This is a genomic window from Streptomyces sp. NPDC043738 (assembly GCF_056436545.1).
In genome coordinates this window covers 22,638-45,683 of record NZ_JBWKCJ010000007.1, presented here as the reverse complement: position 1 = coordinate 45,683, position 23,046 = coordinate 22,638, and the positions used below count along the sequence as shown (strand labels likewise).

The 23,046-nt window shown below is 69.9% G+C and carries 20 protein-coding genes and 3 pseudogenes; 12 read left to right on the top strand and 11 right to left on the bottom strand.

The features are described 5' to 3' along the window. Positions 1-129 precede the first annotated feature (129 nt). From AC0680_RS12000 to AC0680_RS11990, 3 genes are all read left to right on the top strand, one after another. Complete coding sequence (locus tag AC0680_RS12000) at positions 130-2,511, top strand: ATP-binding protein (protein ID WP_478627212.1); 2,382 nt, start codon at positions 130-132, stop codon at positions 2,509-2,511. 179 nt (positions 2,512-2,690) lie between these two features. Continuing rightward, positions 2,691-3,392: a dioxygenase family protein gene (locus tag AC0680_RS11995; RefSeq protein WP_478627210.1), complete on the top strand. Its 702-nt coding sequence runs from the start codon at positions 2,691-2,693 to the stop codon at positions 3,390-3,392. A 118-nt stretch (positions 3,393-3,510) separates the two neighbouring features. Beyond that, the gene (locus tag AC0680_RS11990) at positions 3,511-4,617 is read left to right on the top strand and encodes a hypothetical protein (RefSeq protein ID WP_478627657.1); all 1,107 of its coding nucleotides are present in this window, start codon (positions 3,511-3,513) and stop codon (positions 4,615-4,617) included. 207 nt (positions 4,618-4,824) lie between these two features. Here AC0680_RS11990 and AC0680_RS11985 read toward each other — a convergent pair whose 3' ends face one another. The 3 genes from AC0680_RS11985 to AC0680_RS11975 all read right to left on the bottom strand — a co-directional run bounded on the left by AC0680_RS11985 (position 4,825) and on the right by AC0680_RS11975 (position 7,080). After that, positions 4,825-5,259 carry a VOC family protein gene (locus tag AC0680_RS11985; RefSeq protein ID WP_478627208.1) on the bottom strand — a complete coding sequence of 145 codons (435 nt, stop codon included), beginning with the start codon at positions 5,257-5,259 and terminating at the stop codon, positions 4,825-4,827. 115 nt (positions 5,260-5,374) lie between these two features. Continuing rightward, positions 5,375-5,833, bottom strand: coding sequence for a hypothetical protein (locus AC0680_RS11980; protein WP_478627206.1), 459 nt, complete (start codon positions 5,831-5,833; stop codon positions 5,375-5,377). A gap of 728 nt (positions 5,834-6,561) precedes the next feature. Next, the gene (locus AC0680_RS11975) at positions 6,562-7,080 is read right to left on the bottom strand and encodes a carboxymuconolactone decarboxylase family protein (RefSeq protein ID WP_478627204.1); all 519 of its coding nucleotides are present in this window, start codon (positions 7,078-7,080) and stop codon (positions 6,562-6,564) included. A gap of 154 nt (positions 7,081-7,234) precedes the next feature. Between AC0680_RS11975 and sigJ the strand changes: the two genes are divergently transcribed. After that, complete coding sequence (gene sigJ, locus AC0680_RS11970; RefSeq protein ID WP_478627201.1) at positions 7,235-8,230, top strand: RNA polymerase sigma factor SigJ; 996 nt, start codon at positions 7,235-7,237, stop codon at positions 8,228-8,230. Between the two features lie 159 nt (positions 8,231-8,389). On the opposite strand, the gene AC0680_RS11965 is transcribed toward sigJ, so the two are convergent. Further along, on the bottom strand, positions 8,390-9,106 hold the full coding sequence (locus AC0680_RS11965) for a TetR/AcrR family transcriptional regulator (RefSeq protein ID WP_478627199.1): 717 nt from the start codon (positions 9,104-9,106) through the stop codon (positions 8,390-8,392). Positions 9,107-9,224: 118 nt separating this feature from the next. Between AC0680_RS11965 and AC0680_RS11960 the strand changes: the two genes are divergently transcribed. Beyond that, entirely contained in the window at positions 9,225-9,932 is a 708-nt protein-coding gene (locus AC0680_RS11960) for an NAD(P)-dependent oxidoreductase (RefSeq protein WP_478627196.1), read from the top strand. A gap of 136 nt (positions 9,933-10,068) precedes the next feature. Then, a pseudogene (locus AC0680_RS11955) lies at positions 10,069-10,706 on the top strand (cytochrome P450); the annotation flags it as partial. 169 nt (positions 10,707-10,875) lie between these two features. Here the strand turns inward: AC0680_RS11955 and AC0680_RS11950 are convergent. After that, on the bottom strand, positions 10,876-11,262 hold the full coding sequence (locus AC0680_RS11950; protein ID WP_478627655.1) for an Imm21 family immunity protein: 387 nt from the start codon (positions 11,260-11,262) through the stop codon (positions 10,876-10,878). 171 nt (positions 11,263-11,433) lie between these two features. Between AC0680_RS11950 and AC0680_RS11945 the strand changes: the two genes are divergently transcribed. Further along, positions 11,434-12,471 (top strand): hypothetical protein, encoded by a 1,038-nt coding sequence (locus AC0680_RS11945; RefSeq protein ID WP_478627194.1) that lies wholly within the window; start codon positions 11,434-11,436, stop codon positions 12,469-12,471. A 119-nt stretch (positions 12,472-12,590) separates the two neighbouring features. Here the strand turns inward: AC0680_RS11945 and AC0680_RS11940 are convergent. Continuing rightward, positions 12,591-12,821, bottom strand: a pseudogene (locus AC0680_RS11940) (MerR family DNA-binding protein); the annotation flags it as partial. A 43-nt stretch (positions 12,822-12,864) separates the two neighbouring features. Between AC0680_RS11940 and AC0680_RS11935 the strand changes: the two are divergent. Further along, positions 12,865-13,836 carry an SDR family NAD(P)-dependent oxidoreductase gene (locus AC0680_RS11935; RefSeq protein WP_478627192.1) on the top strand — a complete coding sequence of 324 codons (972 nt, stop codon included), beginning with the start codon at positions 12,865-12,867 and terminating at the stop codon, positions 13,834-13,836. A 115-nt stretch (positions 13,837-13,951) separates the two neighbouring features. On the opposite strand, the gene AC0680_RS11930 is transcribed toward AC0680_RS11935, so the two are convergent. Continuing rightward, entirely contained in the window at positions 13,952-14,527 is a 576-nt protein-coding gene (locus AC0680_RS11930) for a TetR/AcrR family transcriptional regulator (RefSeq protein ID WP_478627190.1), read from the bottom strand. Between the two features lie 70 nt (positions 14,528-14,597). On the opposite strand from AC0680_RS11930, the gene AC0680_RS11925 reads away from it, so the two are divergent. After that, complete coding sequence (locus AC0680_RS11925; protein WP_478627187.1) at positions 14,598-15,491, top strand: NADP-dependent oxidoreductase; 894 nt, start codon at positions 14,598-14,600, stop codon at positions 15,489-15,491. Between the two features lie 707 nt (positions 15,492-16,198). After that, positions 16,199-17,503 carry an MFS transporter gene (locus AC0680_RS11920; RefSeq protein ID WP_478627184.1) on the top strand — a complete coding sequence of 435 codons (1,305 nt, stop codon included), beginning with the start codon at positions 16,199-16,201 and terminating at the stop codon, positions 17,501-17,503. 196 nt (positions 17,504-17,699) lie between these two features. Here AC0680_RS11920 and AC0680_RS11915 read toward each other — a convergent pair. Further along, positions 17,700-18,092: pseudogene (locus AC0680_RS11915) on the bottom strand (arginase family protein); the annotation flags it as partial. Between AC0680_RS11915 and AC0680_RS11910 the strand changes: the two are divergent. Further along, positions 18,056-18,577 carry a hypothetical protein gene (locus AC0680_RS11910; RefSeq protein WP_478627183.1) on the top strand — a complete coding sequence of 174 codons (522 nt, stop codon included), beginning with the start codon at positions 18,056-18,058 and terminating at the stop codon, positions 18,575-18,577. The pseudogene AC0680_RS11915 and the gene AC0680_RS11910 sit on opposite strands and share 37 nt — an antisense overlap. A 712-nt stretch (positions 18,578-19,289) precedes the next feature. Continuing rightward, the gene (locus AC0680_RS11905) at positions 19,290-20,336 is read left to right on the top strand and encodes an iron-containing redox enzyme family protein (protein ID WP_478627180.1); all 1,047 of its coding nucleotides are present in this window, start codon (positions 19,290-19,292) and stop codon (positions 20,334-20,336) included. A gap of 66 nt (positions 20,337-20,402) precedes the next feature. Here the strand turns inward: AC0680_RS11905 and AC0680_RS11900 are convergent, their stop codons facing one another. Genes AC0680_RS11900 through AC0680_RS11890 form a run of 3 tightly spaced genes read right to left on the bottom strand, consistent with a single transcriptional unit; the run spans position 20,403 to position 22,646 of the window. After that, entirely contained in the window at positions 20,403-20,630 is a 228-nt protein-coding gene (locus AC0680_RS11900) for a CDGSH iron-sulfur domain-containing protein (RefSeq protein ID WP_478627178.1), read from the bottom strand. Between the two features lie 26 nt (positions 20,631-20,656). After that, positions 20,657-21,817, bottom strand: a complete 1,161-nt coding sequence (locus tag AC0680_RS11895) for a carboxylate-amine ligase (protein WP_478627176.1) — start codon at positions 21,815-21,817, stop codon at positions 20,657-20,659. Continuing rightward, entirely contained in the window at positions 21,810-22,646 is an 837-nt protein-coding gene (locus tag AC0680_RS11890; RefSeq protein WP_478627173.1) for a methyltransferase domain-containing protein, read from the bottom strand. Before AC0680_RS11890 ends, AC0680_RS11895 begins: the two co-directional genes overlap by 8 nt. Positions 22,647-23,046 lie beyond the last annotated feature (400 nt).

Below are 23,046 nucleotides of genomic sequence, written 5' to 3'. Positions count from 1 at the left end.
CGCCCGGCCCGGTACTGCTCCGGTGCCTGCCGACAGCGCGCGTTCCGGGAGCGTGCGGCGCGGGAGCACAGGGCGGGGCCCGCGCGGGACGGGCCTGCACCGGACGGGCCTGCGCCGGACGGGTCTGCGGTGTCGGGCCCTGGACTGCCGTATGCGCTCGACTCGTTCGTGGGGCGGGAACGAGAGCTGGCACGGCTGCGCACGCTGCTGAAGTCCTCGCGGCTGCTCACCCTCGCCGGTCCCGGCGGGGTGGGCAAGACGCGGCTGGCGGTCGAGTTGGCCAAGGGGGTGCGCGGCGGCCGGGACGGCCGCGTCCGGCTGGTCGAGCTGGAGGCGCTCCGTGAGGGCGAGCAGCTGCCCCAGGCCGTCGCCGCGGCCCTGGGGGTGGGGGAGCGCGGTGGCCGGGCGGGCGTCGAGGCATTGGTCCATGCGCTGGGCACCCGTACGCTGTTGATCGTCCTGGACAACTGCGAGCATCTGGCACAGGCGTGCGCGCAGCTGGCCGCGACCCTGCTCGCCCGTTGCCCGGGCCTGCGGATTCTCGCCACCAGCCGGGAGACGTTGCGGGTGCCCGGCGAGGTGGTGTTCCGGGTGGGGGTGCTGTCGCTGTCGTCGGCCGGCGAGGGCGAGGGCGAGGACGCGAAGGCGCTACAGCGCTCGGAGGCGGTCCGCCTCTTTGCCGATCGGGCCCGCGCGGCCGATCCCGGATTCGCGCTCGAACCCGGCAACGTCGGTACCGTCGCTGAGATCTGCCGACGGCTGGACGGCCTTCCGTTGGCGATCGAACTGGCCGCGGGCCGCACCGGCTCCCTCCCGTTGGGCGACATTCTGCGGGGACTGGACGACCAGCTCACCCTGCTCACCCACGGCACCAGAACGGGGCCGGGCCGGCACCGCGAGCTGCGCGCCGCCATCGACTGGAGCCATCGATTACTCGACCCCGTCGAGCGGGCGGTGTTCCGGCGCCTCTCCGTCCTCGGAGGTGGATTCGACGCCCGGGGAGCGGCCGAGGTCTGCGCGGACGGCGGGGGTGACGGCGCGGACCCCGGGGTGCGGCCGGAACAGGTGCTGCAGGTCGTCTGCGCCCTGGAGGCGAAGTCCCTGATCGTACGGATGCGGGACGACGATCCGGACACGGCGAGGTTCCGGCAGCTCAGCGCGATCCGTGCGTACGCCATGGACCGGCTCGGCGAGTGCGGAGAGCTGCATACGACCTGGGACCGGGCGCTCGACAGGCTGGCGGGCCAGGCGGCGGGGCCTGCCGGGTCGGTGTTCGCCGACACCGCGGAGGGACCACTGAGCGGTGAGCGGGAGAACCTCGCGGCGGCCGTCGCCTACACCTCCGGCCGCTGCGACGACCGTTACGTCCCGCTCGCGATCGCGCTGGCCCGACTGCACTACCAGCAGGAGCAGTTGACGGCGGCGCGGACGCTGCTGACGGCGGTGCTGGAGCGGGCTTCGGACGGCGTGCACCGGGGCGTCGCACTGGCGCTGGCCGCCCGTTCGGCATGTCTCCAGGCGGATCACACCGCCGCGCTGGCCTTCGCCGACGAGGCGGTGGCCGTCGAGCGCGCGGGGGAGCGTCCGGGCGGGCTGGCCAACGCGCTGGACGCGATGGCGGCCGCGCGGCTGTGCCGGAGCGAGTTCTTCGAAGCCGTCGCGGTCTTCGCCGAGTGCCTCTGCGTGGTCCGTACGCTCGGCCGCCCGTTGGACACCGCGCTCTGCCGGCATCACCTGGCCTGGGCGATGCTGCACACGGGCCGGGCCGCCGAGGCCGATGAGCTGATGGCGCGGTCTCTGCCCGAGCTCAGAGCGGAGGCCCCTTCGGGCCAGTTGATGGCGGCGCTGCACACCGTTGGCGCGATCCGGCTGATGCAGCGGGACTTCGACGCCGCTGAGGACATGTTCGCGGAGGTGCTCCGCAGGGCATCCGGCGAGATGGCGTCCGGGGGTACGACATCCGGTGGGACGGTGTCCGGGGAGAGCTTCCATGCGCTCTATCCGCTGGAGGGGCTCGCCATCGTGGCGGGCGAGCGGGGCGATATGCGGCGTTCACTCCGGCTGTTCGCGGCAGCCGCGGCCGCGCGACGGCGGCTCGATACGGAGCCCGAGGCGCACTGGCGGAGCCAGGTGGAGGCGGCGGCCGCGCGGGCGAGGGACCGGCTGACCCCCTCAGGGGCGGAGGCGGCGCTGACGGCGGGCCGGAGGCTGCGCGGGCGTGCTCTGGTCAGCTATGCGCTACAGGGGACGCGCGACGGGCACCGCAACGCCTCCGGCGCCGCCGGCAAGCTGTCCCAGTCCCCGCTGACCGAGCGTGAGTCGACGGTCGCTCACCTGGTCGCCTCTGGCCTGACGAACCGTCAGGTCGCTTCGCACCTGGGCCTGTCCAAGAGCACCGTCGCCAGCCATCTCGACCGGATCCGGGACAAGCTGGGCTTGCGGTCCCGTACCCAGATCGCCCTGTGGGTCGCCGCGCAGCCCCGTCCGCAGCACGGCCCCGGGGTTTCGTAACGCCCGCAAGTCGCCGGTCATCCGACCCATGTGCGGGACCGCACGGCTACGGAGGCTGGTCGAGCGAGCCGATGCACACGGCTCGGGACTGGACGACCGGAGGACGACCGGACGGCGGGCGGACGACTGGACGAGGACCGGACGACCGGACCGCCGGCCCCGGCGAGAAGGAGACACGGATGCGTTACGGCGACGAGAAGAGCTCAAGGCGAGCGTTCATCAAGACCACTTCTGCGGGCGTGACATCGGTCGCCATCGGGGCGACGGCCCTGGTCGCCTCGGCCGGCCCGACGGCCTCCGCGACCGAGCCGGCGACAGCGCGCCGGCTCCCGCTCGCCGTCACCCCCGCCTGCTCGGGGCACGAGACACCCGCCTCCATCGAGGGCCCCCTCTTCAAGCCCCGATCCCCGGAACGGTCGGATGTCCGCACCCCCGGCACCCGCGGCGTACTACTGGACCTCAGCGGGGTCGTCTACGACACGTCCTGCACACCACTGCCGGAGACACTGATCGAGTTCTGGCAGTGCGACCAGAACGGTGACTACGACACCTCGGGATTCTCGCTCCGCGGTCACCAGTACACCAACAGCCGGGGCGGCTACCTGCTCCGGACGATCATCCCCCGGGACTACTGGGGCCGTTGGGGCCAGCGGGCACCGCACATCCACACCCAGGTCCAGTCACCCGGCGGTCCCGTGCTCGTCACCCAGCTGTATTTCCCCGACGACACCGAAGCGTACGGCCGGGACTTCGCCGCCCTCAACGCCGCTGACCGGCTGCTGAACCGTGCCTGCACCATCGGGCTCACCACCCAGGGAGAAGCCCAGGGAGAAGCCCACTACACGGGCGCCTTCGACTTCGTCCTCAAGACCACGGCCTAGCTCCGCCTTCCAAGCCCAACTCCCTCATCAGAAAAGGACATATGTGATGTCAGCGAGGTCAGTGAAGCCGTCGAGCACGTCGTCGTCCCGGGGACCGACGCCCGGTCGGGTGCCCCTGATGGCGGCGCTGGCCGCCACCATCGCGGCCGGGAGCCTGGCCGTGGTCGCCCTCGGCGGTCAGCCGACCGCCACCGCCGCACCGCCCCGGCCGGCGTCGTCCGCCTCCCGCGCCGGTCAATGGCAGCAGACCCCGGTGCCGGTGACGAAGGGCGACCTGACCGCGATAGCCGCGCTGAGCGATCGGCAGGCATGGGCTGTGGGATACCGGCTGAAGAGCGCGACCGAACTCGACGCCATAGCGCTCCGCTGGGACGGCACGTCCTGGCACCAGGAGTCCACGCTCCCGGAGAACAGCTTCCCGCAGGCCCTCACCGTACGGTCCGCCGACGACATCTGGGAGGTCGGCAGCGCGACCGCGCACTGGGACGGCAAGAAGTGGACCACGCGCCCCCTGGACCGTGATCCCGACGGCAGGGTGGTCCCCGAAGCCGTGACGACGACCACCGATGGGCAGGCGTGGACGGTGGGCCGGGCGATGGGCCGGTCGATCAAGGACTCCGTGCCCGCCGTCCAGTCGTGGGACGGCAGGGGCTGGCACCGGCAGGCCCTTCCCGACCTGGGCAAGGGCGAGTTGAACGGTGTGACGGCACTGGCACCCGACGACATCTGGGCCGTGGGCGCGGCCTACGCCGCGGACGAGAAGTCGCCGCAGACCGCCCTGCTGCTGCACTGGGACGGCACGAGCTGGAAGCGGGTGGACGGGGGCGGCCCGCCGGCAGGCCACGCCTGGCTCGGGGGGATCACCGCCTTCGCCGCCGATGACATCTGGGCGGTGGGCGGCAGCACCTCCGGGAGCGCGGAGCGCCCCTATGCCGTGCACTGGGACGGTGCGAAGTGGTCGGCGGCAAAGACCCCGGACGTCCCGGACGGGCGGCTGCGTGCCGTCGGCCGGACCGGCAACGGGGAGCTCTGGGCGGTGGGCGGCAAGGGCGCCGCCCCGGTCGCTCTGCGCTGGGACGCACAGCACGGCCGGTGGGAGCGGGCCGCCGACCCGGACGTGGTCGTACGCGGCCTCGCCACGGTGCCCAAGAGCGGGGACCTCTGGGTCGCCGGAATCGCCCGGCAAGGGGACCTCCGCCCGGTGATCACCCGGATGAAGAGCTGATCCGCTTCCGTTCTCCGCAATTGTCGGAGCCGGAATCATCGCCCGCCGTGCGCACCGCGGCGGGCGATGCGCTGCCTGCCACGGGGCGCCGACCCCCCCTCGACTCGTCATCGCCGTCGGCCGGACCAACCACCGCCCTCGCGGACGGCTGAAAGGGGCCCAAGGGGGACGGCTCGCTCCCCCTGCTCTCGCCGCCGCGGAGGACGCTCAGTCGAGACAGAACTCGTTGCCCTCGATGTCCTGCATCACGATGCACGACTCGTTCTCGCCATCGGCCAGCAGCGTTCGCACGTGTACCGCACCGAGCGCGGCCAGTCGTGCGCATTCGGCCTCCAGGGTGGCGAGGCGCTCTTCCCCCACGAGTCCGGTGCCGGCCCGCACGCAAAGATGCACCCGATTCTTGACGATCTTCCCTTCGGGAACGCGCTGGAAGAGCAGGCGCGGGCCCACACCCGAGGGATCACTGCATGCGAAGTAGACGACCTGATCCTCAGGCGGCAGCGAGCGGTGGTAGTCCTCCCAAGTGGCAAATCCCTCCGGGACCGGCGGTACGACGTACCCCAACACCTCGCACCAGAAGCCGGCGAGGCGCGCGGGTTCTGCGCAGTCGAAGGTGACTTGGAACTGCTTGATCGATGACATCGGCGCACCATAGCAGGGGGCTCTGCCGCTCATTTCCCGGTGTGGAGCCGCATGTAGTCGCCAGGCCTTCAGCGCCGTCATGGATGCGATCGTGCTTCTGCGAGGGGTCCGTCCCTCAGGCCGTCGACAGCCGCCGCGCGAGCCGGTCCAGTTCTTCCCTGATCAGCTGCCCGTACTCGTCGTCACCGAGTTCACCGACCGCGGCACGTCCGCGCGCGACGTGATCGCGGGCACGGTCGAGGTCGCCGAGCCTTCGGTAGACGTCCCCGACGTTGAGGTGCAGGGACGGATAGAAGACCGCGACCGTGCCGCGGACACCCCCCTGCCGTGCCCGCTCGTCCGATATCAGGTCCGCCGCCTCCAACGCCCGCAGGTCCCAGACCAGTTCCTCGCGCGGATCGTCCTGGACATCGGCCATCGAGTGGGCGAGCACGCAGCGATGGAAGGCGTCGCCGGTGGCGCCGATCGCGTCCCAGAGAACGGCGAACAAGCGGTGGGCCGCTTCCCGTTCGCCGCTGTGGCTCAGCTCGATACCACGGCCGATCTCGGCCATCACCGCGTCGGGCTCGGTCATGCAATTCCTCCTCGTCAGCATGAACGGCAGCGCTCACGAGCGTAGGTGGCACGGCCGGTCCTCGAGCCGTCGACCGGTGTTGATCGGACAGGGGGTCTCGCCACTGTTTGTCGCAATGACGGCGATCACGGCGACCCTCCGGTGGGCGTCGCGTAGGCCGGCGTCGCCTTCGCGGCAGGGGAGTGGAGGCAGCGACGCACCCCTCCCGGTCCGACCTGGCGAAGCGGCAGAGGAGCTGGCAAGTGGTCAGCATGAGTCCTGAAATGGCTGGGGAGTGCTGCCCGGGCACGTGTCTCGCCGTAGAGCAGGAAGACGCCCTTGACCTGCAAGAACGCAGGCAGGGAGGCTAGATCGAACTGGATCCCGAAGACACCTGATCGGAAGCGGTACAGGTCCGTGTGGGCCGCCTCGACGGCGCCTCGACGTACGGCGCTGTTGAGGGCGTCGCGGCGGTCCCACTCCTCGCGGTTGTAGTGCTCCGCCTCCGACGGCTTGGGGTCCCTCGCCGCCATCCGGCCGGGAACTCCCCGGTCGTCGGCTTGGGCAGGCGCTGCGGGCAGCGGGGCCGCGGGTCCGACACTACGTAGCGGCACGGGTGCTGCCGGCTCAGCGCCCGCCTCACCACAGTGGTGGCACCGCCAGCTGCGGGGCCCCGCACCAGGGTCACCGGTCCGAAGGTGGGGCTTTCTGGTCTGTTGACATGTGTCCTCCCCTCGAGCCCGGTGGCGTTACTTGCTGTAGTTCTTCCCGGGGGGCCGGCCGGGGATCGGCTTGCCGATGAGAGCGACCGGGACGAACAAGCAGAAGTGGCCGATCGCCATGGTGAGCGTCCAGAGCGCCTCGTCGTCGTAGAGGGCGGATGCCTTGGCGAACAGCTCGTCACGGACGCGTTCACCGAACGGGTTCGGGGTGAGGACGGCCTCCACGAGCTCCAGTGCGACCCGTTCGGCGTCGGTGTAGTACGGGGCGTCCTGCCATGTCGCCACGGCGGTGATGCGCTTCTCGGTCTCCCCTGACCTGCGGAGGTCGTCGGTCAACGAGACGGCGTGGTAGGTGCTGCCGACGATCTGCGCGGCGCGGAGCAGCATCAGGCCGATGGTGGTCTGTGAAACCGGCCCGTTCCGGACGGCGTTGCGCACGGCTCCGGAGAGTTTCGCCAGCTCGGGAAAGAGCTGGGTGAGGTCGGGCAGACGCGACGGGATGCCGTCCTGCTCCGTCGTCGTATCGGTCGTCGTTCGCGTGGACATGGCGGGGTCTTCCTTCCTGTGTGCCGGATGGTGTCTCACCAGTCCGACAACACAGGCACTCGGAATGTGAGGCGGGGGACGTCAACATCACATTGAGAGGCGCTGTCTTGTCGAAGTGATGAGGACAGACGCGAGCAAGGGAGCCGGCGACACCATGACCACCCCGTCCGAGCCGGGAGACGGCCGCCCCGACCCGACCCTGAGCGCGATCATGAGCGAGCGGCGTCAGCTGATCAACCTCGCCTACCGGCTCCTCGGCTCCCTCGCCGAAGCCGAGGATGCCGTCCAGGAAACCTACGCGCGCTGGTACACCCTGCCCCCACAGCAGCGGCAAGCCATCGAGTCCCCCGGCGCCTGGCTGACCAGGGTCGCAGGCCGCATCTGCCTCAACCTGCTCGGCTCGGCACGAGCCCGACGGGAGAACTACGTCGGCGACTGGATTCCCGAGCCCCTGCCCGAATCCGCGGAGTGGTCGGGTGGCCAGTCGAACGGCACGACGATCGACCCCGCCGACCGCGTCACCCTCGACGAGTCGGTCACCATGGCCTTCCTCGTCGTACTCGAATCGATGACCCCGGCCGAACGCGTCGCCTTCGTCCTCCACGACGTCTTCCGCTACCCCTTCACCGAAGTCGCCGACATCGTCGGCCGCACGCCGGCGGCCTGCCGTCAGCTGGCCTCATCGGCCCGCCGGCGCATCCGCACCTCGCAGACACCCGCGCCCCCGACCGCCCGCCAGGCCGCCATCGTCCGGAACTTCAAGCAGGCCTGGGAAGCCAAGGACATCGACGCCCTCGTCGGCCTCCTCGATCCGGGTGTCACGGCAACCGGCGACGGCGGCGGCCTCGCCACCCTCGTGCGCCGCCCGGTCGAAGGCGCCGAGCAGCTGGCGCGCGGCCTCGTCGATCTCGTCGGCAGGCTGGCCGACCTGACGATCCTGGAGCGCACCGTCAACGGACAGCCCGGCCTGGTCGCCCAGCGGGACGGCGTCATCGTGACCGTGTACGCGTTCGACATCGCAGGCGACCGGATCACGCACATCTGGGCCGTACGCAACCCCGAAAAGCTCCGGCCGTGGACGGTGAGCCACAGCGCCAGGAGCAATCCAGACGCACAGCACTCGGAACGACCCCACCGTGACAACAGGTGACGCTCCACACCGAACGTAGCTCGGTCACTCGGGGTGCTGCCGGCCCACACTGCCGCGACGGACGGCAATTGGGAGCCTGAATTCATCAGACGGGCCGTCAAGACCCGATCCGCGGTCCGCCCTTCGCCGATCTCGTCCGTCACTTGGCGCTTCGGGCGTTCAGCGTCGGCGCGGAACGTCCAGCGTCTGAATGAGCTGGGCGAGTTCCTCCTGGAAGAGCTTCTCCGGGCTGGCGGTCTGGGTGCGCAGGTGGCCGTAGACCTCCAGTGACACGAGGCCGTGCAGGTGCCCCCAGATGCGCAAGGCGAGGGCGACGGCCGCGGGCGGCAGGTCGGGGAAGGCGGGGCGTACCTTGTCGAGGAGCCCGGGGTCGAAGTCGGACCAGGTGAAGGTGCTGTCCTGGTAGAGGCGTTGGGCGTGGGGCCATGCGGCAGCCGCGAGGGCGGTGAGTCCGGTGCAGACGCGGCGTGCGGCATCCGGGGCCGGGCCGCCTGCGGGAGCCTGGTAGCCGGGGACGGGGTCGCCGTAGATGAGCCGGAAGCCCTGCGGATTCACCAGGGCCCAGGTCCGGAAGGCGTTGGCCCATGCCTCGATCCGGACGGCGGGATCCGTGGCGGGAGCGGCTTCCCAGGCAGCGTCCACGGCGTCGGCCAACGCGGTGTACACGTCGTTGATGAGCGTGGTGACCAGGTCGTCCCGGGTCGCGAAGTAGCCGTAGATGGCGTTGGCCGTCATGCCCATCTCGCGGGCGATGGCCCGCAAGGTGATGGCGTTCGGCCCGCCCGAGGCCATCAAGTCCAGTGCCACCTTCTTGATTTCCGCCGTGGTCTCGGCTCGTAGCCGCTCGCGCCGTCCCCTGCTGCCCGTGACTGTCACAACAGAGACTCTACAGCGTTCATTTAGTTAGTGCGGTAGCGAAACTTCACGGCGTATAGTTTCTGCACGGCGTCACCTCTCAGTGGCGTTCGGCATCTGCATGCACAAGGGGAGAACCATGCACATCGGAGTCATCGGAGCCACCGGCACCATCGGCAGCCGGGTCGTCAGCGAGGCACTCGACCGCGGTCACCACGTCAGGGCGTTCAGCCGTGACGCCACTGAGGCGCAGCGTGACGAGCGCCGGGACAACATCACGTGGGCGAGCGTCGACGCCCTGGACCCGAAGAGCATCGCCGGCGCCCTGCCCGGCCTCGACGTCCTGATCAGCGGGTTCCAGCCGGGCAACGCCGCCAAGGACTTCACGGACACCGTGCGGCGCTCGATCGCCGATCCGACCGTCTACGCGACGGCGGCGCGGGCCCTGTTGAAGGCTCTGGAGAGCCGTCCGCGGACCCGGCTCATCGTGATCGGCGGCGCCGGCAGCCTGGAGATCGCACCGGGCGTGGTGCGCGCCGACTCCGACGAGCTGTTGCACACCACCCTCGACCAGCTCGGGCTGCCCCGCGAATACGCCGCAGCGGTACGCGGTCACCGCGACGCTCTCGACGTCCTGCGGGTCTCGAACCGGCTGTGGACCTACTTCAGCCCCGCGGAGGAGATCGCCCCCGGCGAGCGCACTGGGCGCTTCAGGGTCGGAGGTGACCAGCCTGTTCTGGATGCTGAGGGTCGTAGCCGGATCTCGGTGGAAGATGCGGCTGTGGCTTTGATCGACGAGGCGGAGCTGCCCCGCTTCGTCCAGCGTCGCTTCACCATCGGCTACTGACAGCCCACAGCAGATCCCGTGGGGGGGGGTCGCGAACTCCCCCCACGGGCCAGGGCGACACCTGCATGAGTCAAGCCGGCGGTCGGTCTGTCCACGGCTGCTGCTCTGGAGCTTGCAGAGTCCATCGGTGCCCGCCTACCTGTCCGACCTGATCGACACCAAGCGCCGCCACCCCGGCAGCGGGATCCTCGGCCCCCTCGCCCGCGAAACCGGCCCCGGTGGCAGCATGTCGACCGCGGAGCTGGTGGGCACCTCGATACTGCTCCTGATCGCGGGCCACGAGACCACCGTCAACCTGATCAGCAACGCGACGCTCACGCTCCTGCGCCACCCCGACGTCCTCAAGCGGTTTCAGAACGAACCGGACCTGGTCGTCCCGCTCATCGAGGAGGTGCTGCGGTACGAACCGCCGGTGCAGTTCATCCCCTTCACCGCCGCCCTGGCCGACATCGACATCGCCGGGACCACCATCCCCAAGGGCGCGCAGGTCTGGCTTCTGCCGGCCTCGGCCAACCGAGACCCGAAGCGCTTCGAGGACCCCGACCGGTTCGATCCCGACCGCGAGGACAACAAGCACCTCGGGTTCTACACCGGCATCCACTACTGCTTCGGCGCTCCGCTGGCCCGGATGGGGGCGCAGCTCGCCCTGCCCCAGCTCTTCCGACGCATCAAGAACCCACGGCTGCTGGCGGATCCGCCGCCATACCGCGTCAACCCCGTCCTGCGCGGCCCCCGCGCCACCTCCCCGTGGCGATCGACGGCCTCGCGGCCTGAGCGCGGCTCACACGGGTCAAGGGCGGAACGGCCAGCCACGACGTACTCATCGCGGACGGGGAACCGTCTCCTGAGGGGCGACGGCGTCCACCACGCGATGCTCGGCACCGTCCATCTGCGCAACCGTGCGCGCAGTACATCACCGCACTCCTCTGAAGCGACTGCCTGTTCAGGTATCGACGGCGACGAGCTGGACCAAGCCGATCAGGTTCGCCTCATCAGCCTCAGTGTCGACGGCACGGACCCTCCAGCGGCCGGTGGGCAGCGGGACCGGTGCCTGTTCGGGCAGCCCACCGCCGGGATTCCCGACGCTCAATTCAGTGCCTGCCTCGGCGGAGTCCATGAGCACGGCCGGGCCGTCCGTCGTCCAAGTGCAGTACTCCGCCCACTCGGTGGCAGGGTCGGCAAGGACGGCCTCCGCCATGATCTTCAGCTCGGCCGCGGAGTCCGTGGCGAGCCGGCGCAGGAAAGTCCGGTGCTCGGGCAAGTAGCAGCTGGTGGCCGGCTCGTCCGCCAGTACCAGGGCCTGCGTACCGCTCTCACCGACGGCGATCACGCCGACCGGATCGTCCACCGCACAGGCGCGATCGTAGTCGTCCGGGGCGGTCGCGTCTCCCGCGATCACCCCGGTCGGCAACCCAGAACAAGGGCGGCAAGACAGATCGCGCCCCACAGCCGACCTATCCGCCTACTGACGACTTGCCCGGTGGCCGTAGACTCCCGCGCCATGGAAGGGATGTTCGAGCTGGGGGCCATCAGTTGCCCGTCCGGCACCCTGGTCCTCATTGACGCCGGGTACCTGGGGTTGTGGAGCGGAGAGCGGTCGCCGGCGGATGTCGATCCGGCTTCCTTGGGCATCGAAGACCCCGTAATAGCTGCCGACGTCTTGGGCGCCGCTGACTTCGAGGTCACCGGGCCGGACGCTTCCGAAGCTGTTCGGACCTTCGACCGGCAGCCGGGATCAAGGCTCCATGACATCCCGGCCTCCAAAGCCGCCGAATTGGAGGCGGCTTTCGATGAGCACTGCCGAACAGCCGGTCTTGACGCACGGCTGGAGGCCTTGCCGGTTCGGGAACCACATGCTCACAGAGCGCGCCGGACAGCCGATGGCGGCGGCGGCAGCTTTTTGATGTACGGCGTGCCCGTCGTTGCGGTCGGTGGCGTGCCCCGTGGCCGACACCTGTCGGTGCTGGCGACACGGGTCGACTACGGCGATGGTGTCGGGGCGCGCTGGTCCGAGATCTCGATCCGGATGCGCGAGGGCCAGGTGCAGTCATCGGTGTCGTTGGGTGACATCGGCGTCGACTGGGCGCGTGTGCTTTTCGGCGATGCCGACGCCCTGAGTACCTGGCAGCACGACGAGCCCGTGGACGGCCTGGCCGACGTGGCATTCTGGGGTGCCGCGGCAGACGAAGCAGCCGAAAAGTTTGCCGCACCCGAACTGGGGGAGCCCGGCGAGGACGGCACCCGTGGGTGGACCGGCCTGCCCGTCTCGGAGGCCATGGACAGGGCACGTGCTCTGTCGAAATGGAAGGACGAGACCGGACGGCGCATGGCCGTGGACTTCCGGCCGCACTCCCATCACTGGCAGATCATGCGCAAGGTACGTGCCTCGCAAGTCGAGGCCGGATCCATGGAACTGGGCGATGCGCGAGTGCTCTGCGCAATGACGACGTGGGGCGACGGCTACTTCCCGGTGATCGCCGATCTTGATGCCTCGGGAGATCTCCTCGCCGTACGGGTGCGCTTCTCCGACGTGCCCTGAGCAGCCCGCTCCAGGGGCGGGGTGGGCACGTAGCGGCGTACCGCGGTGAGCACCTTCATGTGTACGCCGACAACGAGGCCCGTGGTACGTCCCACACGGCACGGCTGTCCCTGCTTGCCTCAGGCCGTTGGGTCCCAGAGCCCGCTGGCCTCGCCACGGGCGAGGTGCTCGGCGTAGACGTCGACCTTCCAGGCGATGACGGAGCGGCACTCCTCCAGCGCCTGGATCTGTGCGTCGACGCGCTGTCGATGGGCGTCGAGCAGCCGCAGGCGTTCGGCCTCGTTGCCGGGACCGTGCCGCACCAGTTCGGCGAACCGCTGGAGGTCGGAGAGCGGCATGCCGCTCAGTCTAGGACTTGATCTAGACCTCGCTCTAGATCGTAGCGTCAGCGGTATGACCACTACTGATCAGCGATCGTTCGGCTCGCCCTTCTCCTCCTCCACCACCGTCGAGGAGGTCATGGCCGACCTGGACCTTTCTGGTATGACCGCCGTGGTGACCGGGGGTTACTCCGGACTCGGGCTGGAGACCACCCGGGGCCTGGCGGCCGCCGGGGCCCATGTCATGGTTCCGGCACGCCGTCCCGACGCCGCTCGCTCCGTTCTCCAGGATGTGGCGGGCTGCGAAGTCATCGCCATGGACCTGGCAGACCTCGGCAGCGTGCGCGCCGCCGCCGTACGGATCAGCGACCGGCTCGACCGGCTCGACATTCTGATGGCGGTTGCGGGCGTCATGGCCACCCCGGAACGGCGAGTCGGGCCCGGCTGGGAAGGCCAGCTCGCCGCCAACCACTTCGGGCACTTCGCCCTCACCAGCGAGCTCTACCCGCTCCTAGCCGCCGCGGACGGCGCGCGCGTCGTCGTCAACAGCTCCGCCGGACACGCTCTGACCGACATCCGCTGGCACGACCCGCACTTCCGTACCGGCTATGACAAGTGGCTGGCCTACGGCCAGGCCAAGACCGCCAATGCCCTGTTCGCCGTGCACCTCGACGCTCTCGGACGCGGCGACGGCGTCCGGGCGTTCGCCCTCCATCCCGGCAAGATCATCACTGGTCTCCAACGGCAGATGAGTCTCCAGGAGCAGATGGACCGCGGGTGGGTGGACGAGCGCGGCAATGTGATCGGTGCCGACTTCAAGACCCCCTCCCAGGGTGCCGCCACTGGCCTGTGGGCAGCCACGTCGCCCCTCCTCGAGGGCCGCGGCGGGCTCTACCTGGAGGATTGCGACGTCGCACGCGTCTCCACCCCTGAACGGCCCATGGACGACGGCGGTGTCCGCGCGTACGCCATCGCTCCCGACGCTGCCGCGCGGCTCTGGGACCTGTCCCTCGCGGCGACCGGCAGCACACCGATCACACGATGAGCCCGCGCTCCACATGCATCGCGCTGTGCGCCGCCGTGCCACACGTCACCGCCTGCCCAGGACAACCCGCACGTGTCGTGCCCCGGCCCCGGCCGCAGCGGCCCGGCGCCCCGGCTCAGGGCGCGGTGGCTTCCCAGGCTGCCTTGATCATCCGGAAGACCTCGTCCGCCGTGGCCCCGGGATCGTCCGCCTGGCAGGCCAGCGCGTAGGCGTCGATGACGAACCGCGCGGTCGCCCGGCAGGCCGTCGCGCTCCGGGACAGCTGGGGATCGGCGGCCAAGGCCGCTGCCAGTGCCTGCGCGTGACGCAGGCTCATCGACTCCTCGTACTCCCGCAGGGCGGGTGATCCCTCGATCATGCGTCGGACGGGGGCGCTGCCCTCCGCCGTGCAGTGCCGCACCAGGGCCTGGACCTCGCGATGCAGCGCCGGGATGAGCGGCTCGTGCGGGGGGCGGTCGGTGACCGCCCGCGTGAGGCGCTGCTCGAAGTCCTGGTCGCGCTCGAACACCAGGGCCTCTTTCGAGGCGAAGTGGGCGAAAACCGTGGTGACGGCCACGTCGGATGCGGCCGCCACGTCGCGGATGCCCACGGCGTCGTATCCGCGCTCCAGGAAGAGCCGCAGCGCGGTGTCGGCGATCTTCTGACGGGTCGCGGCCTTCTTGCGTTCGCGGCGTCCGGGCGGCTCGGTCATGCCATGACACTACCAGGTACGGATTCCTAACTGTTGTGAAACACTAACGGTTAGGGTTACTTTCGGTCCCATGAGGAAAATTTGCTTCGCCGAGTTCGGCGGTCCCGAGGTCCTGCAACTGGTGGAAGCCGAGGAGCCCCACGCGGGCCCCGGTCGTATACGCATCGCCGTGCGAGCGGCGGGTGTCAACCCCGTCGACTGGAGGATTCGGGAGGGCCAAGTCCTGGCAGCCCATCCGGTCGAGCTGCCCGCCGGGGTCGGACTGGACGCCGCCGGGGTGGTGGACGAGGTCGGCGAGGGCGTCGTTGGGGTCGAGGTCGGCGACCGCGTGTTCGGCGAAGGCGCCGACACGTATGCCGAATTCGCCGTGCTGTCGGCCTGGGCCCGCATGCCCGCGGGGCTGACCTTCGACGAGGCGGCCGGGTACCCGTCGGTGGTGGAGGCCGCGCTGCGCATCATCCGCGAGGTCGGCGTGCGGCCCGGGCAGACGCTGCTGGTCAGCGGCGCGTCCGGCGGCGTCGGGTCGGCGGTGCTGCAGATCGCCCGCGAGCGCGGCATCACGGTGATAGGCACGGCCGGGGCCGCGAACCAGGACTACCTGCGCGGCCTGGGCGCCCTCGCCACGACCTACGGCGAGGGCTGGGTCGACCGGGTGCGGCACCTGGGCCGGGTCGACGCGGCCCTCGACCTGGCCGGCTCGGGCGTGATCCGCGAACTCGTCGAGCTGACCGGGGACCCGCGCAAGGTCGTCTCCATCGCCGACCTCGGCGCGCCGCAGCTGGGCGTACGGTTCTCCGGCGTGGCCGGGAGCGTGCCGGACGCGCTCGCCGAGGCCGTGGACCTCATCGCCCGGGGCAGGCTCCACATCCCGGTCGAGAAGTCGTACCCGCTCACCGAGGCAGCGGCGGCGCACGCCGACAGCCGCGCCGGCCACACCCGGGGGCGCCGGGTCCTGGTCATCTGAGCCGCCGCCCGCCCGGCGCCCTCGCGCCGAACAGCCGATCAACAGCGAGTGGTGAAGCGTCGTCGGACGAAGCCGGGGCGGCTACGCCTCGCCCACCAAGGCAGCTGCGGCGCCCTCCGCCGAGATCCGGCTCAGGCCGTCGGCGCTCCCGGACGGGCGGCCAGGGCAGCAGCGGTGACGGTGCCGGAAGACGTAGCCGCGCTTGTCGTGCCGGGTGGCAACGGCCCTTTTCCGCCGCGACGGAGTCGGGCTCCTTGCGGGGCCCGCCCGAGCCGAAGCGTGGAACGCGGATCTTCTCGAGCACCGGCACGAACTGGTGCAGCCCGCCCGCTGTCCTGCGGTGATGAGCATGGACAGTGGGCGGCAACGCCCGTCGGCGCTCAGGCGAATCCTGCCGGTGAAACCGTCGCGCGAGCGGCCCAGGCGGAAACGACGCTGCCAGCCTCGCTTGCGGCGACGTCTTCTTGAGCCGCTTGGCGGCCGACTTGCTCAAGTCGCCGACGGCTGTGGAGCCGAGCGAGCCGGATCAACGGCGCAAAGCCCCCTCCTTCAAGCTCCTGACCAGCTATGCAGGGCAGAGGACCGGAATGGCAGTTCTGCGACATTACCCCTGCTGACAAAGATGAGGTCGCAAAGTTGCCAGCCCCTGAGGAGCGGAACCTGGTGAATTGATCACGCAATGACTGGCGCTCCACAGGATGGAATTCATGGCCTCGACGCCCACCGCCACCACTCATTCCGGCGCTACCGGATTCCCGGCACGATCGCCTCTTGTCGGCTGGCTAGCCGTCGCCTCGGTGATGCTGGGGCTCTTCTCGATCGTCACGACTGAGATCCTGCCGATTGGTCTGCTCACATCGATCGGATCCAGTTTCACCGTCTCAGACGGGATGGCCGGGCTGATGATGACCATGCCCGGACTTCTCGCGGCAATCTCCGCGCCCCTGGTCACAGTGGCGACCGCACGGATCGACCGCCGCCTCATGCTCTGTGTGTTCATGGTCCTGCTGGCCATGGCCAACTTCCTGGCAGCTGCCGCATCCAACTACTGGCTCCTTCTGGTCTCTCGCATCATGGTCGGCATCACTATCGGCGGCTTCTGGTCGATCGGAGCCGGGCTGGCCGAACGCCTGGTACCCGCTGAATCCGTTGGCCGAGCGACCGCAGTCACCTTCTCCGCAGTTCCCCTGGGCTCCGTGCTGGGTGTCCCGGCCGGGACCTTCATCGGTGATCTGGCGGGCTGGCGGGTGACGTTCGTCGTCATGGGCGCCCTGACCATCGGGGTACTCATCATGCTGCTCCTGGTCATGCCGGCACTCCCGCCCGCCGGAGCCACGCGGCTGAGCATCCTGCGCACCATGTTCCGCGGCGTGAACCTCCGCTTCGCGCTCCTGCTGACATTCCTCGTCGTGTTGGCCCACTTCGGGACATACACCTATGTGACCCCATTCCTGGAACAGGTCACACACTCGAGCTCGAAGCAGATCACGTTGTTCTTGCTGATCTACGGCGCCGCGGGGGTCGCCGGCAACTTCCTGGGCGGTGCCATGGTCACCCGCCGACCGCGTGTCGCCTTCGGCCTGGCAGCCGGCCTGATCGCGGGGGTCACCTTGCTTTTGCCGATCCTGGGCCGCTCGTCGATCGGCGCCATTGCTCTGCTGACCGTCTGGGGTGTCGCCTACGGGGCTGTTCCCGTCTCGTCCCAGACTTGGTTCGCCAAAGCGGCACCGTACGCACCCGAGGCCGCCTCAGTGCTGTTCACGGCCTCTTTCCAGGCGACCTTCTCACTTGGAGCCCTGGCAGGCGGAGTCGTCGTGGACCACAGTTCCCCGTCCATGGTCATGACGCTTGGCGGAATCATCGCCGCCTGCACGGTCTTGGCGGCGTGGGCTCACTTCGCACGAGGTCTCACCTGGCCTGATGGCGGCCAAGACCGGGACGCCGAGCCGAACGCTGGTAGCGATGACAAGGAGTCTCCGAGCCGCGGTGAGATCACGAGTGCAGCCCGGTAGATCCCGCGAGACCCACGCGAGTGGCGTCGTCCTCGGTGGCCGAGCGGAACGTACCTGCCTGAGACGAACTTGTACCGGTCCTTGCGTCCTACGGCCGGGCGGCGCACGCCGATCTGCGTGCCGTCGACGATCCCGGTCCGATCGTCGGCGCCCATGCGCTCGATGCCCTCGGCCAGAGTGCCCGGCCGAACGACCGGCGCGACGAGGCGGCCAACGGGGCCAGCAGTGCCCGCAGTTCGTCGCTCAGCAGTCCGCCCGGGGCGGGGCTGTCGACCGCCGGCATCACGGAGGGGTCAAGGACGTCCGCGTCGAGGTGGATCCAGAAGCCGTCGAGCGCCGGTCCTTGGAGGTGGTCGAGCACTGCGCGGGCCGTCGCCTCCGGTCCGCGCCGCCGGATGTCCCCGACGGGGGTGTGGCGGATGCCGAGCTCGGTCAACTCTCCCTGGTCCTCGTCCGCGTCACGGATGCCCAGCACGCTCACGTCCTCGTCGCGGACGTAGGGACGCAGTCCGTCGACGTCGGTGAGGTCGGCCTGGCCGCGACCGGTGATCTGTGCGACGCCCTCTCCGGCGGCGGCTCCCAGCGGCCCTGCAGTACATACTCGGCGACATCAGCGACCTGTCGGCCACCCTGTCCGTGCAGCGGCCGACGTACACCATCGCCGAATCCGGCGACACGGTCGAGGCAACGAGCCCTGACCACCTCCTCCTTGACGCCACCCGCACCAACGGCGTCCTGGTCTCGGCACATATCCACGACCCCAAGGTCACGGGGGCCCGCACACGGCTGGAGATCTCCGGCACCGACGGAGACCTGGCCATCGTCTCGACCGGAGCAGGCGGCCCGGCAGGCATCCAGATCGGCGGACTGCGCCTGCTGGGAACGGGCGACTCGGGTGGCACCTATCAGGAACTGCCCATTCCCAGCCGATACCGCTGGACCTCAGGAATCGCCCCGGCCGCGGAGGGCTTCGGACGTCGCGCAGATGTATGCCCGGCTGGCATCCGACCTCGGCACCGGCTCACACAGCGTCCCCGACTGCGAAACCGGCCTGCGACTGCACCGTCTCCTTGACGCGATCAAGCTCTCCGCCGACACGGGCACCCGTCAACCCTTGGGCTGACCGACCAGGCCATCGGTCCGACCTGGCAACTTCGGCTCCTACGGCCCGACTTCGACGTCGCCGTAGGGCACGAGGACCCGTGCGATTCCACGACCTCGGCGAGCTGGGCAGAAACACCCGCGCCCGTCGTGCCGATCCCCGGCAGGGATGACGCGGGCCTCCTTCGTCGGCGGCGCAGGCTCCTGCGCTGGCCTCTCGGTATCGGCGGGCCGCGGGACCTTGCGGGGCCTCGCTGAGTTTGGCTGCCATGGTGAAAGCCGCCACGGGGGCCGTCCTGGCGGACGCTGGTAGGGACCGGCAGAGTGGCCTCGACAAAAGTGGTCTCGACGCTCGTATTTCAGCCCCATGTGGCTGAGACCTCTCGCCAAGAGCGCGTCATGTGATCTCGTTCCACAGACCGGCGGACGACGTCGGTCGAGCTGATGCGGAGAAGCCCGCCGGCCGACCGGTGCCGGAATGTCATACCAGGTCAGGGCCTGGTAAGTCCGGGGGAGTTCGTGCGACCGGTGAGGCCTGTGTGAGAGCGCGAGAGACACACAGGCCCCGCCGGAACGCTCCGGCGGGGCCCTGGCGCGGTGTTGATCGACGTGGGAACTCCGATCTACTGTCGGTGGGCGCTTTGAGCTCGTGTGGGCGCACCGGGTGCCGTATGGGGAGGTTGATGTGTCGTCTGCTTCTGTCGGACCGTCGGAGCACGAGATCGCGGTGCTGCCGGAGCCTCGGGGGCCGGTCACGGAGGACTTGTTCCACGCGCTGACGGGCCGTCCGCAAGATTTCATCTGCGCCCAGATCGTCGAGGGCGACGCGCTGGTCGACGACGATCTGCATCTCGCCCTCTACGTGTGTTACGAGCTGCACTACCGCGGGTTTTCCGGAGTGGACGATCGTTGGGAGTGGCACCCCGCGCTGATGCGGCTTCGCGGACGGCTGGAGGAGAGGTTCGAGGCCGCGCTCCGGGAGCGGTTCGGCGGTTCCGAAGCGATGGACGAGCCGGACGTCGTGGCTGCCCTGACGGGGATCGCCAACCAGTCCGGGCCGCCGCTGTCGCGCTACCTTCGCGACGACGCCGGCCTGGCGGAGATGCGCGACTACGTCATGCAGCGCTCCGCGTATCAGCTCAAGGAGGCCGATCCGCACGCCTGGGGCATTCCCCGCATGACGGGCAAGGCCAAAACGGCCCTGCTGGAGATCGAGTTCGACGAGTTCGGCAGCGGACGGGCCGAGCGCATACATGCGGTGCTCTACCGGAACACCATGGACGCGCTGGGCCTGGACGGCCGCTACGGCGCCTATCTGGACCGCATCCCCGGCCCGATCCTGGCGACGGTCAACATCATGTCGATGTTCGGGCTGCACCGGCGGCTGCGCGGAGCCCTGGCGGGCCATCTCGCGGTCGCGGAGATGACCTCGGCGCTGGCGAACAAGCAGGTCGCGGAGGGAATGCGCAGGCTCGGCCTCGGCCCGCAGGCCACCGGCTTCTTCGACGAGCACGTGATCGCCGACTCCGTGCACGACATGATCGCTCTGCACGACCTGGTCGGCGCCGTGCTGGAGCAGGACCCCTCCCTCGCGGCGGAAGTGCTCTTCGGCGCGTCGGCGTGGACCGGCCTCGACGGCATGTCCGCCGAGTACCTGCTCAACCGCTGGGCGGACGGCGATGCCTCCCTGCGGACGCCCGACCGTGCGGCCGGGACGTCCTCAGTGGGCTGAGCGGGTAGAGCGGGTAGAGCAGGTCAGGGGTGTCCGGTGGTCGCCAAGGAGACCACCGGACACCTTCTAGTCCGAGTCGCGTCGGCGGCGGTGGGCCGGGTCACGGAAGCGGGTCAGCTTGTGCGTGCTGTCGCACCACGGCTTCTGGCCGGAGTGTCCGCAGCGGCACAGTGCGACTATCGGCTGGGTGACCTCGATCTCGTTGCCGTCGACGTCGACGATGCTGTGTGCACCGCGTACCAGGAGCGGCCCGTCCGGGTAGGCGGTGATCACACATTCGGGCAGGTTCGGCATGGCGTTTCCTCCTTGCTCGTGATCCCTCAGCGGGACTCGGTGGCCATGGTCTCGGTGATCAGCAGCTCGACCACGTCGGCGACGCGGCGGCTGCGGGTGAGGGCGCGACGCTGGCGGTCGGCGGAGTTGCCCCGACGGAATGCTCGGTTCACCAGGCCGGTGGTCTCGGCCCAGTCGCCGGCGTCCGTGAGCGGGCCTCGCACGTGGTCGAGGAACCGGTCCACGAGCACGGCGGCCGGGACGAGTTCGGCCGCCAGGGGGTCGACCAGCTCTCCGCTGAGCCCGAACCTGGCCGCTCGCCACTTGGCGATCACCAGCAGCTCGGGGTCCGCCGGCGGAGCCGGTTCGCCGCGTGCGATCTCGGTCAGGCAGCGGTGGACCAGCGCCCGGGACAGCCCGGCCTGGAGAACGGCTTCGTCGACCGTGGTGCAGGCGTCGGCGATGCGGAACTCCACGGTGTCGTAGCGGGTGCCCGGTCGGACGTCCCAGAAGAGCTGACCGGCGTCGGCGCTGATGCCGATGTCGATGAACCGGCGCACCCGGGCGCGGTGGTCGGCGTAGGAGGACAGGGTCGGCGGGATGCCCGCCATCGGCCAGCGCGCCCAGAGTATGGTCCGGTAGCTCGCGTAGCCGGTGTCCTCGGCTGTCCAGAACGGTGAACTCGCTGCCAGCGCCAACAGCGCGGGAAGCCATGGGCGCACCCGGTTGATCACCGCCACAGCCGTGTCGCGATCCTCCACCCCGACATGGACGTGGCAGGCACAGACCAGATGCTCGGCGGCGAGCCGTGCGTAGGTGCCGGCGATGTGGTCGTACCGGGGTTGGGGCGTGAAACCCACCTGCCGCCAGTCACCGGACGGGTAGGTACCGGCGGCGACGATCGCGCACCCTGCCTCCGTGGCGGCCCGCACCAGGGCGTCGCGCCGGGTCCGGAGCTCGGCCCGGAGCCCGGACATGCTCCAGCAGATCGCGGTACGACTTTCGATTATGCAGGATCGCAGCTCCGTACCGTAGTCCTCGGTGCCGTGCCGGCTGCCGTTCCCCGCCATCGAGTCGAGCAAGGGCGTGATGTCGCACAGCTCGTGAGTCTTCGCGTCCGCCACGAAGAACTCTTCCTCGACCCCCACCGACAGCGGTCGGCTCGGGGTCCACGAGCCGGTGGCACCCTGTGGCGCCGGATCAGACATGGCGGCGCCGGGGGTCGTCGGGCAGGTTCACGATGCGCACGGGAACGCGCCCCCGGAGTGGGTCGGTGTCCAGTGCTTCCAGCATCGGTGTCCGCGAGCGGCAGGCCGTCTGAAGCAGCGGCAGCAGGTCGTCCGGTGGGAGGGCCGCGGCGGCCGGTGCGCGGTCCTGACGGCGGCAGGACAGCCCGAGGACGAGGTAGTAGGGGGTGCCGTCGTCGAGTCTCAACAGGGGACCCTCGCCGTTGGCCTCCAACTCACGGACCCTGGCGATGTTGTCGCGGGTGTGGTCCCCCAGGCGCAGCGCGCCGAGCGTGAGGGCGCAGAGCCGGAAGCCGTGGTCGTGCAGCAGGGCCGCCGCACGGCGCGGCGATGTGTAGCTGCCGATGGTGATCGCGAGGTCGGACCGCAGGGCCTCCGCGTGCCCGACCACATACCTGACGAGTCGAAGGCCGTCGCTTCCCCCGTCGATGGACGTTCTGCTCGCCTCCTCATGGGAGGGCAGCGGCACGTAGGGCGGATTGCTGGTGATCACGCTCGGCGGTGCGGAGAACGGGCAGGTCTCGAGGAGTTCGGCGGATGAGAGCGCGGTGTAGTCGGCGCGGCCGAAGGACACACGGCTGTCGCCGTCCGCCCCGGCGTGGTGCTCGTTCGCCCACGTCAGGCTGTCGTCGGAGATGTCGACGCCGTGCACCCGGTGGGCGCCCGCCCTGGCCATCGCCGCGGCCGCCGCGCCGCTGCCCGAGCCGAGGTCGAGGACGGTGCAGCCGGGGCGGATGAGGTCGGTGGTCGCCCACACACCGATCTCGGTGTCCACCGGGTCGAAGAACACGTGGGGCCGTCCCGGCGGAACCCGGTCCGCCGGGCGGAGATGGTGATAGGCGGACACCCGCAGCGTGGGGGCGTCCGGTTCAGGTGATGGCGCGTGGGGCGCTCCGGCGCCGCGCCCTTGGCGTTCGTCAGTGGCCGACTCTGCGGTGAGGTGTGTCGCGTCGTTCGACAGCGGGACGCCCACCAGACCTCCTATGGAGATGTGTCAGGACCGAGCTATGGAGATGTGTTAGGACCGAGCTATGGAGAGGTGTCAGGACCGAGCTCCTCATGCTAAACCGCGAACAGGCCGGACCCGAGAGGAAAACCCCGTCGAATGACATCAGACCGAATTGGCGGGACGGAAGACGGCGGCCGTGTGCCGGAAATTTTCTCGCACCGCTCGACCGCCACGGCGTCAT

Coding starts and splice junctions, on each gene's coding strand:
- AC0680_RS11900 (WP_478627178.1), bottom strand. CDS start 20,630: ATGCCGAACCTGCCCGAATGTGTGATCACCGCCTACCCGGACGGGCCG.
- AC0680_RS11995 (WP_478627210.1), top strand. CDS start 2,691: ATGCGTTACGGCGACGAGAAGAGCTCAAGGCGAGCGTTCATCAAGACC.
- AC0680_RS11985 (WP_478627208.1), bottom strand. CDS start 5,259: ATGTCATCGATCAAGCAGTTCCAAGTCACCTTCGACTGCGCAGAACCC.
- sigJ (WP_478627201.1), top strand. CDS start 7,235: ATGACCACCCCGTCCGAGCCGGGAGACGGCCGCCCCGACCCGACCCTG.
- AC0680_RS11975 (WP_478627204.1), bottom strand. CDS start 7,080: ATGTCCACGCGAACGACGACCGATACGACGACGGAGCAGGACGGCATC.
- AC0680_RS11980 (WP_478627206.1), bottom strand. CDS start 5,833: ATGACCGAGCCCGACGCGGTGATGGCCGAGATCGGCCGTGGTATCGAG.
- AC0680_RS11990 (WP_478627657.1), top strand. CDS start 3,511: ATGGCGGCGCTGGCCGCCACCATCGCGGCCGGGAGCCTGGCCGTGGTC.
- AC0680_RS11935 (WP_478627192.1), top strand. CDS start 12,865: ATGACCACTACTGATCAGCGATCGTTCGGCTCGCCCTTCTCCTCCTCC.
- AC0680_RS11945 (WP_478627194.1), top strand. CDS start 11,434: ATGGAAGGGATGTTCGAGCTGGGGGCCATCAGTTGCCCGTCCGGCACC.
- AC0680_RS11960 (WP_478627196.1), top strand. CDS start 9,225: ATGCACATCGGAGTCATCGGAGCCACCGGCACCATCGGCAGCCGGGTC.
- AC0680_RS11920 (WP_478627184.1), top strand. CDS start 16,199: ATGGCCTCGACGCCCACCGCCACCACTCATTCCGGCGCTACCGGATTC.
- AC0680_RS11930 (WP_478627190.1), bottom strand. CDS start 14,527: ATGACCGAGCCGCCCGGACGCCGCGAACGCAAGAAGGCCGCGACCCGT.
- AC0680_RS11925 (WP_478627187.1), top strand. CDS start 14,598: ATGAGGAAAATTTGCTTCGCCGAGTTCGGCGGTCCCGAGGTCCTGCAA.
- AC0680_RS11895 (WP_478627176.1), bottom strand. CDS start 21,817: ATGTCTGATCCGGCGCCACAGGGTGCCACCGGCTCGTGGACCCCGAGC.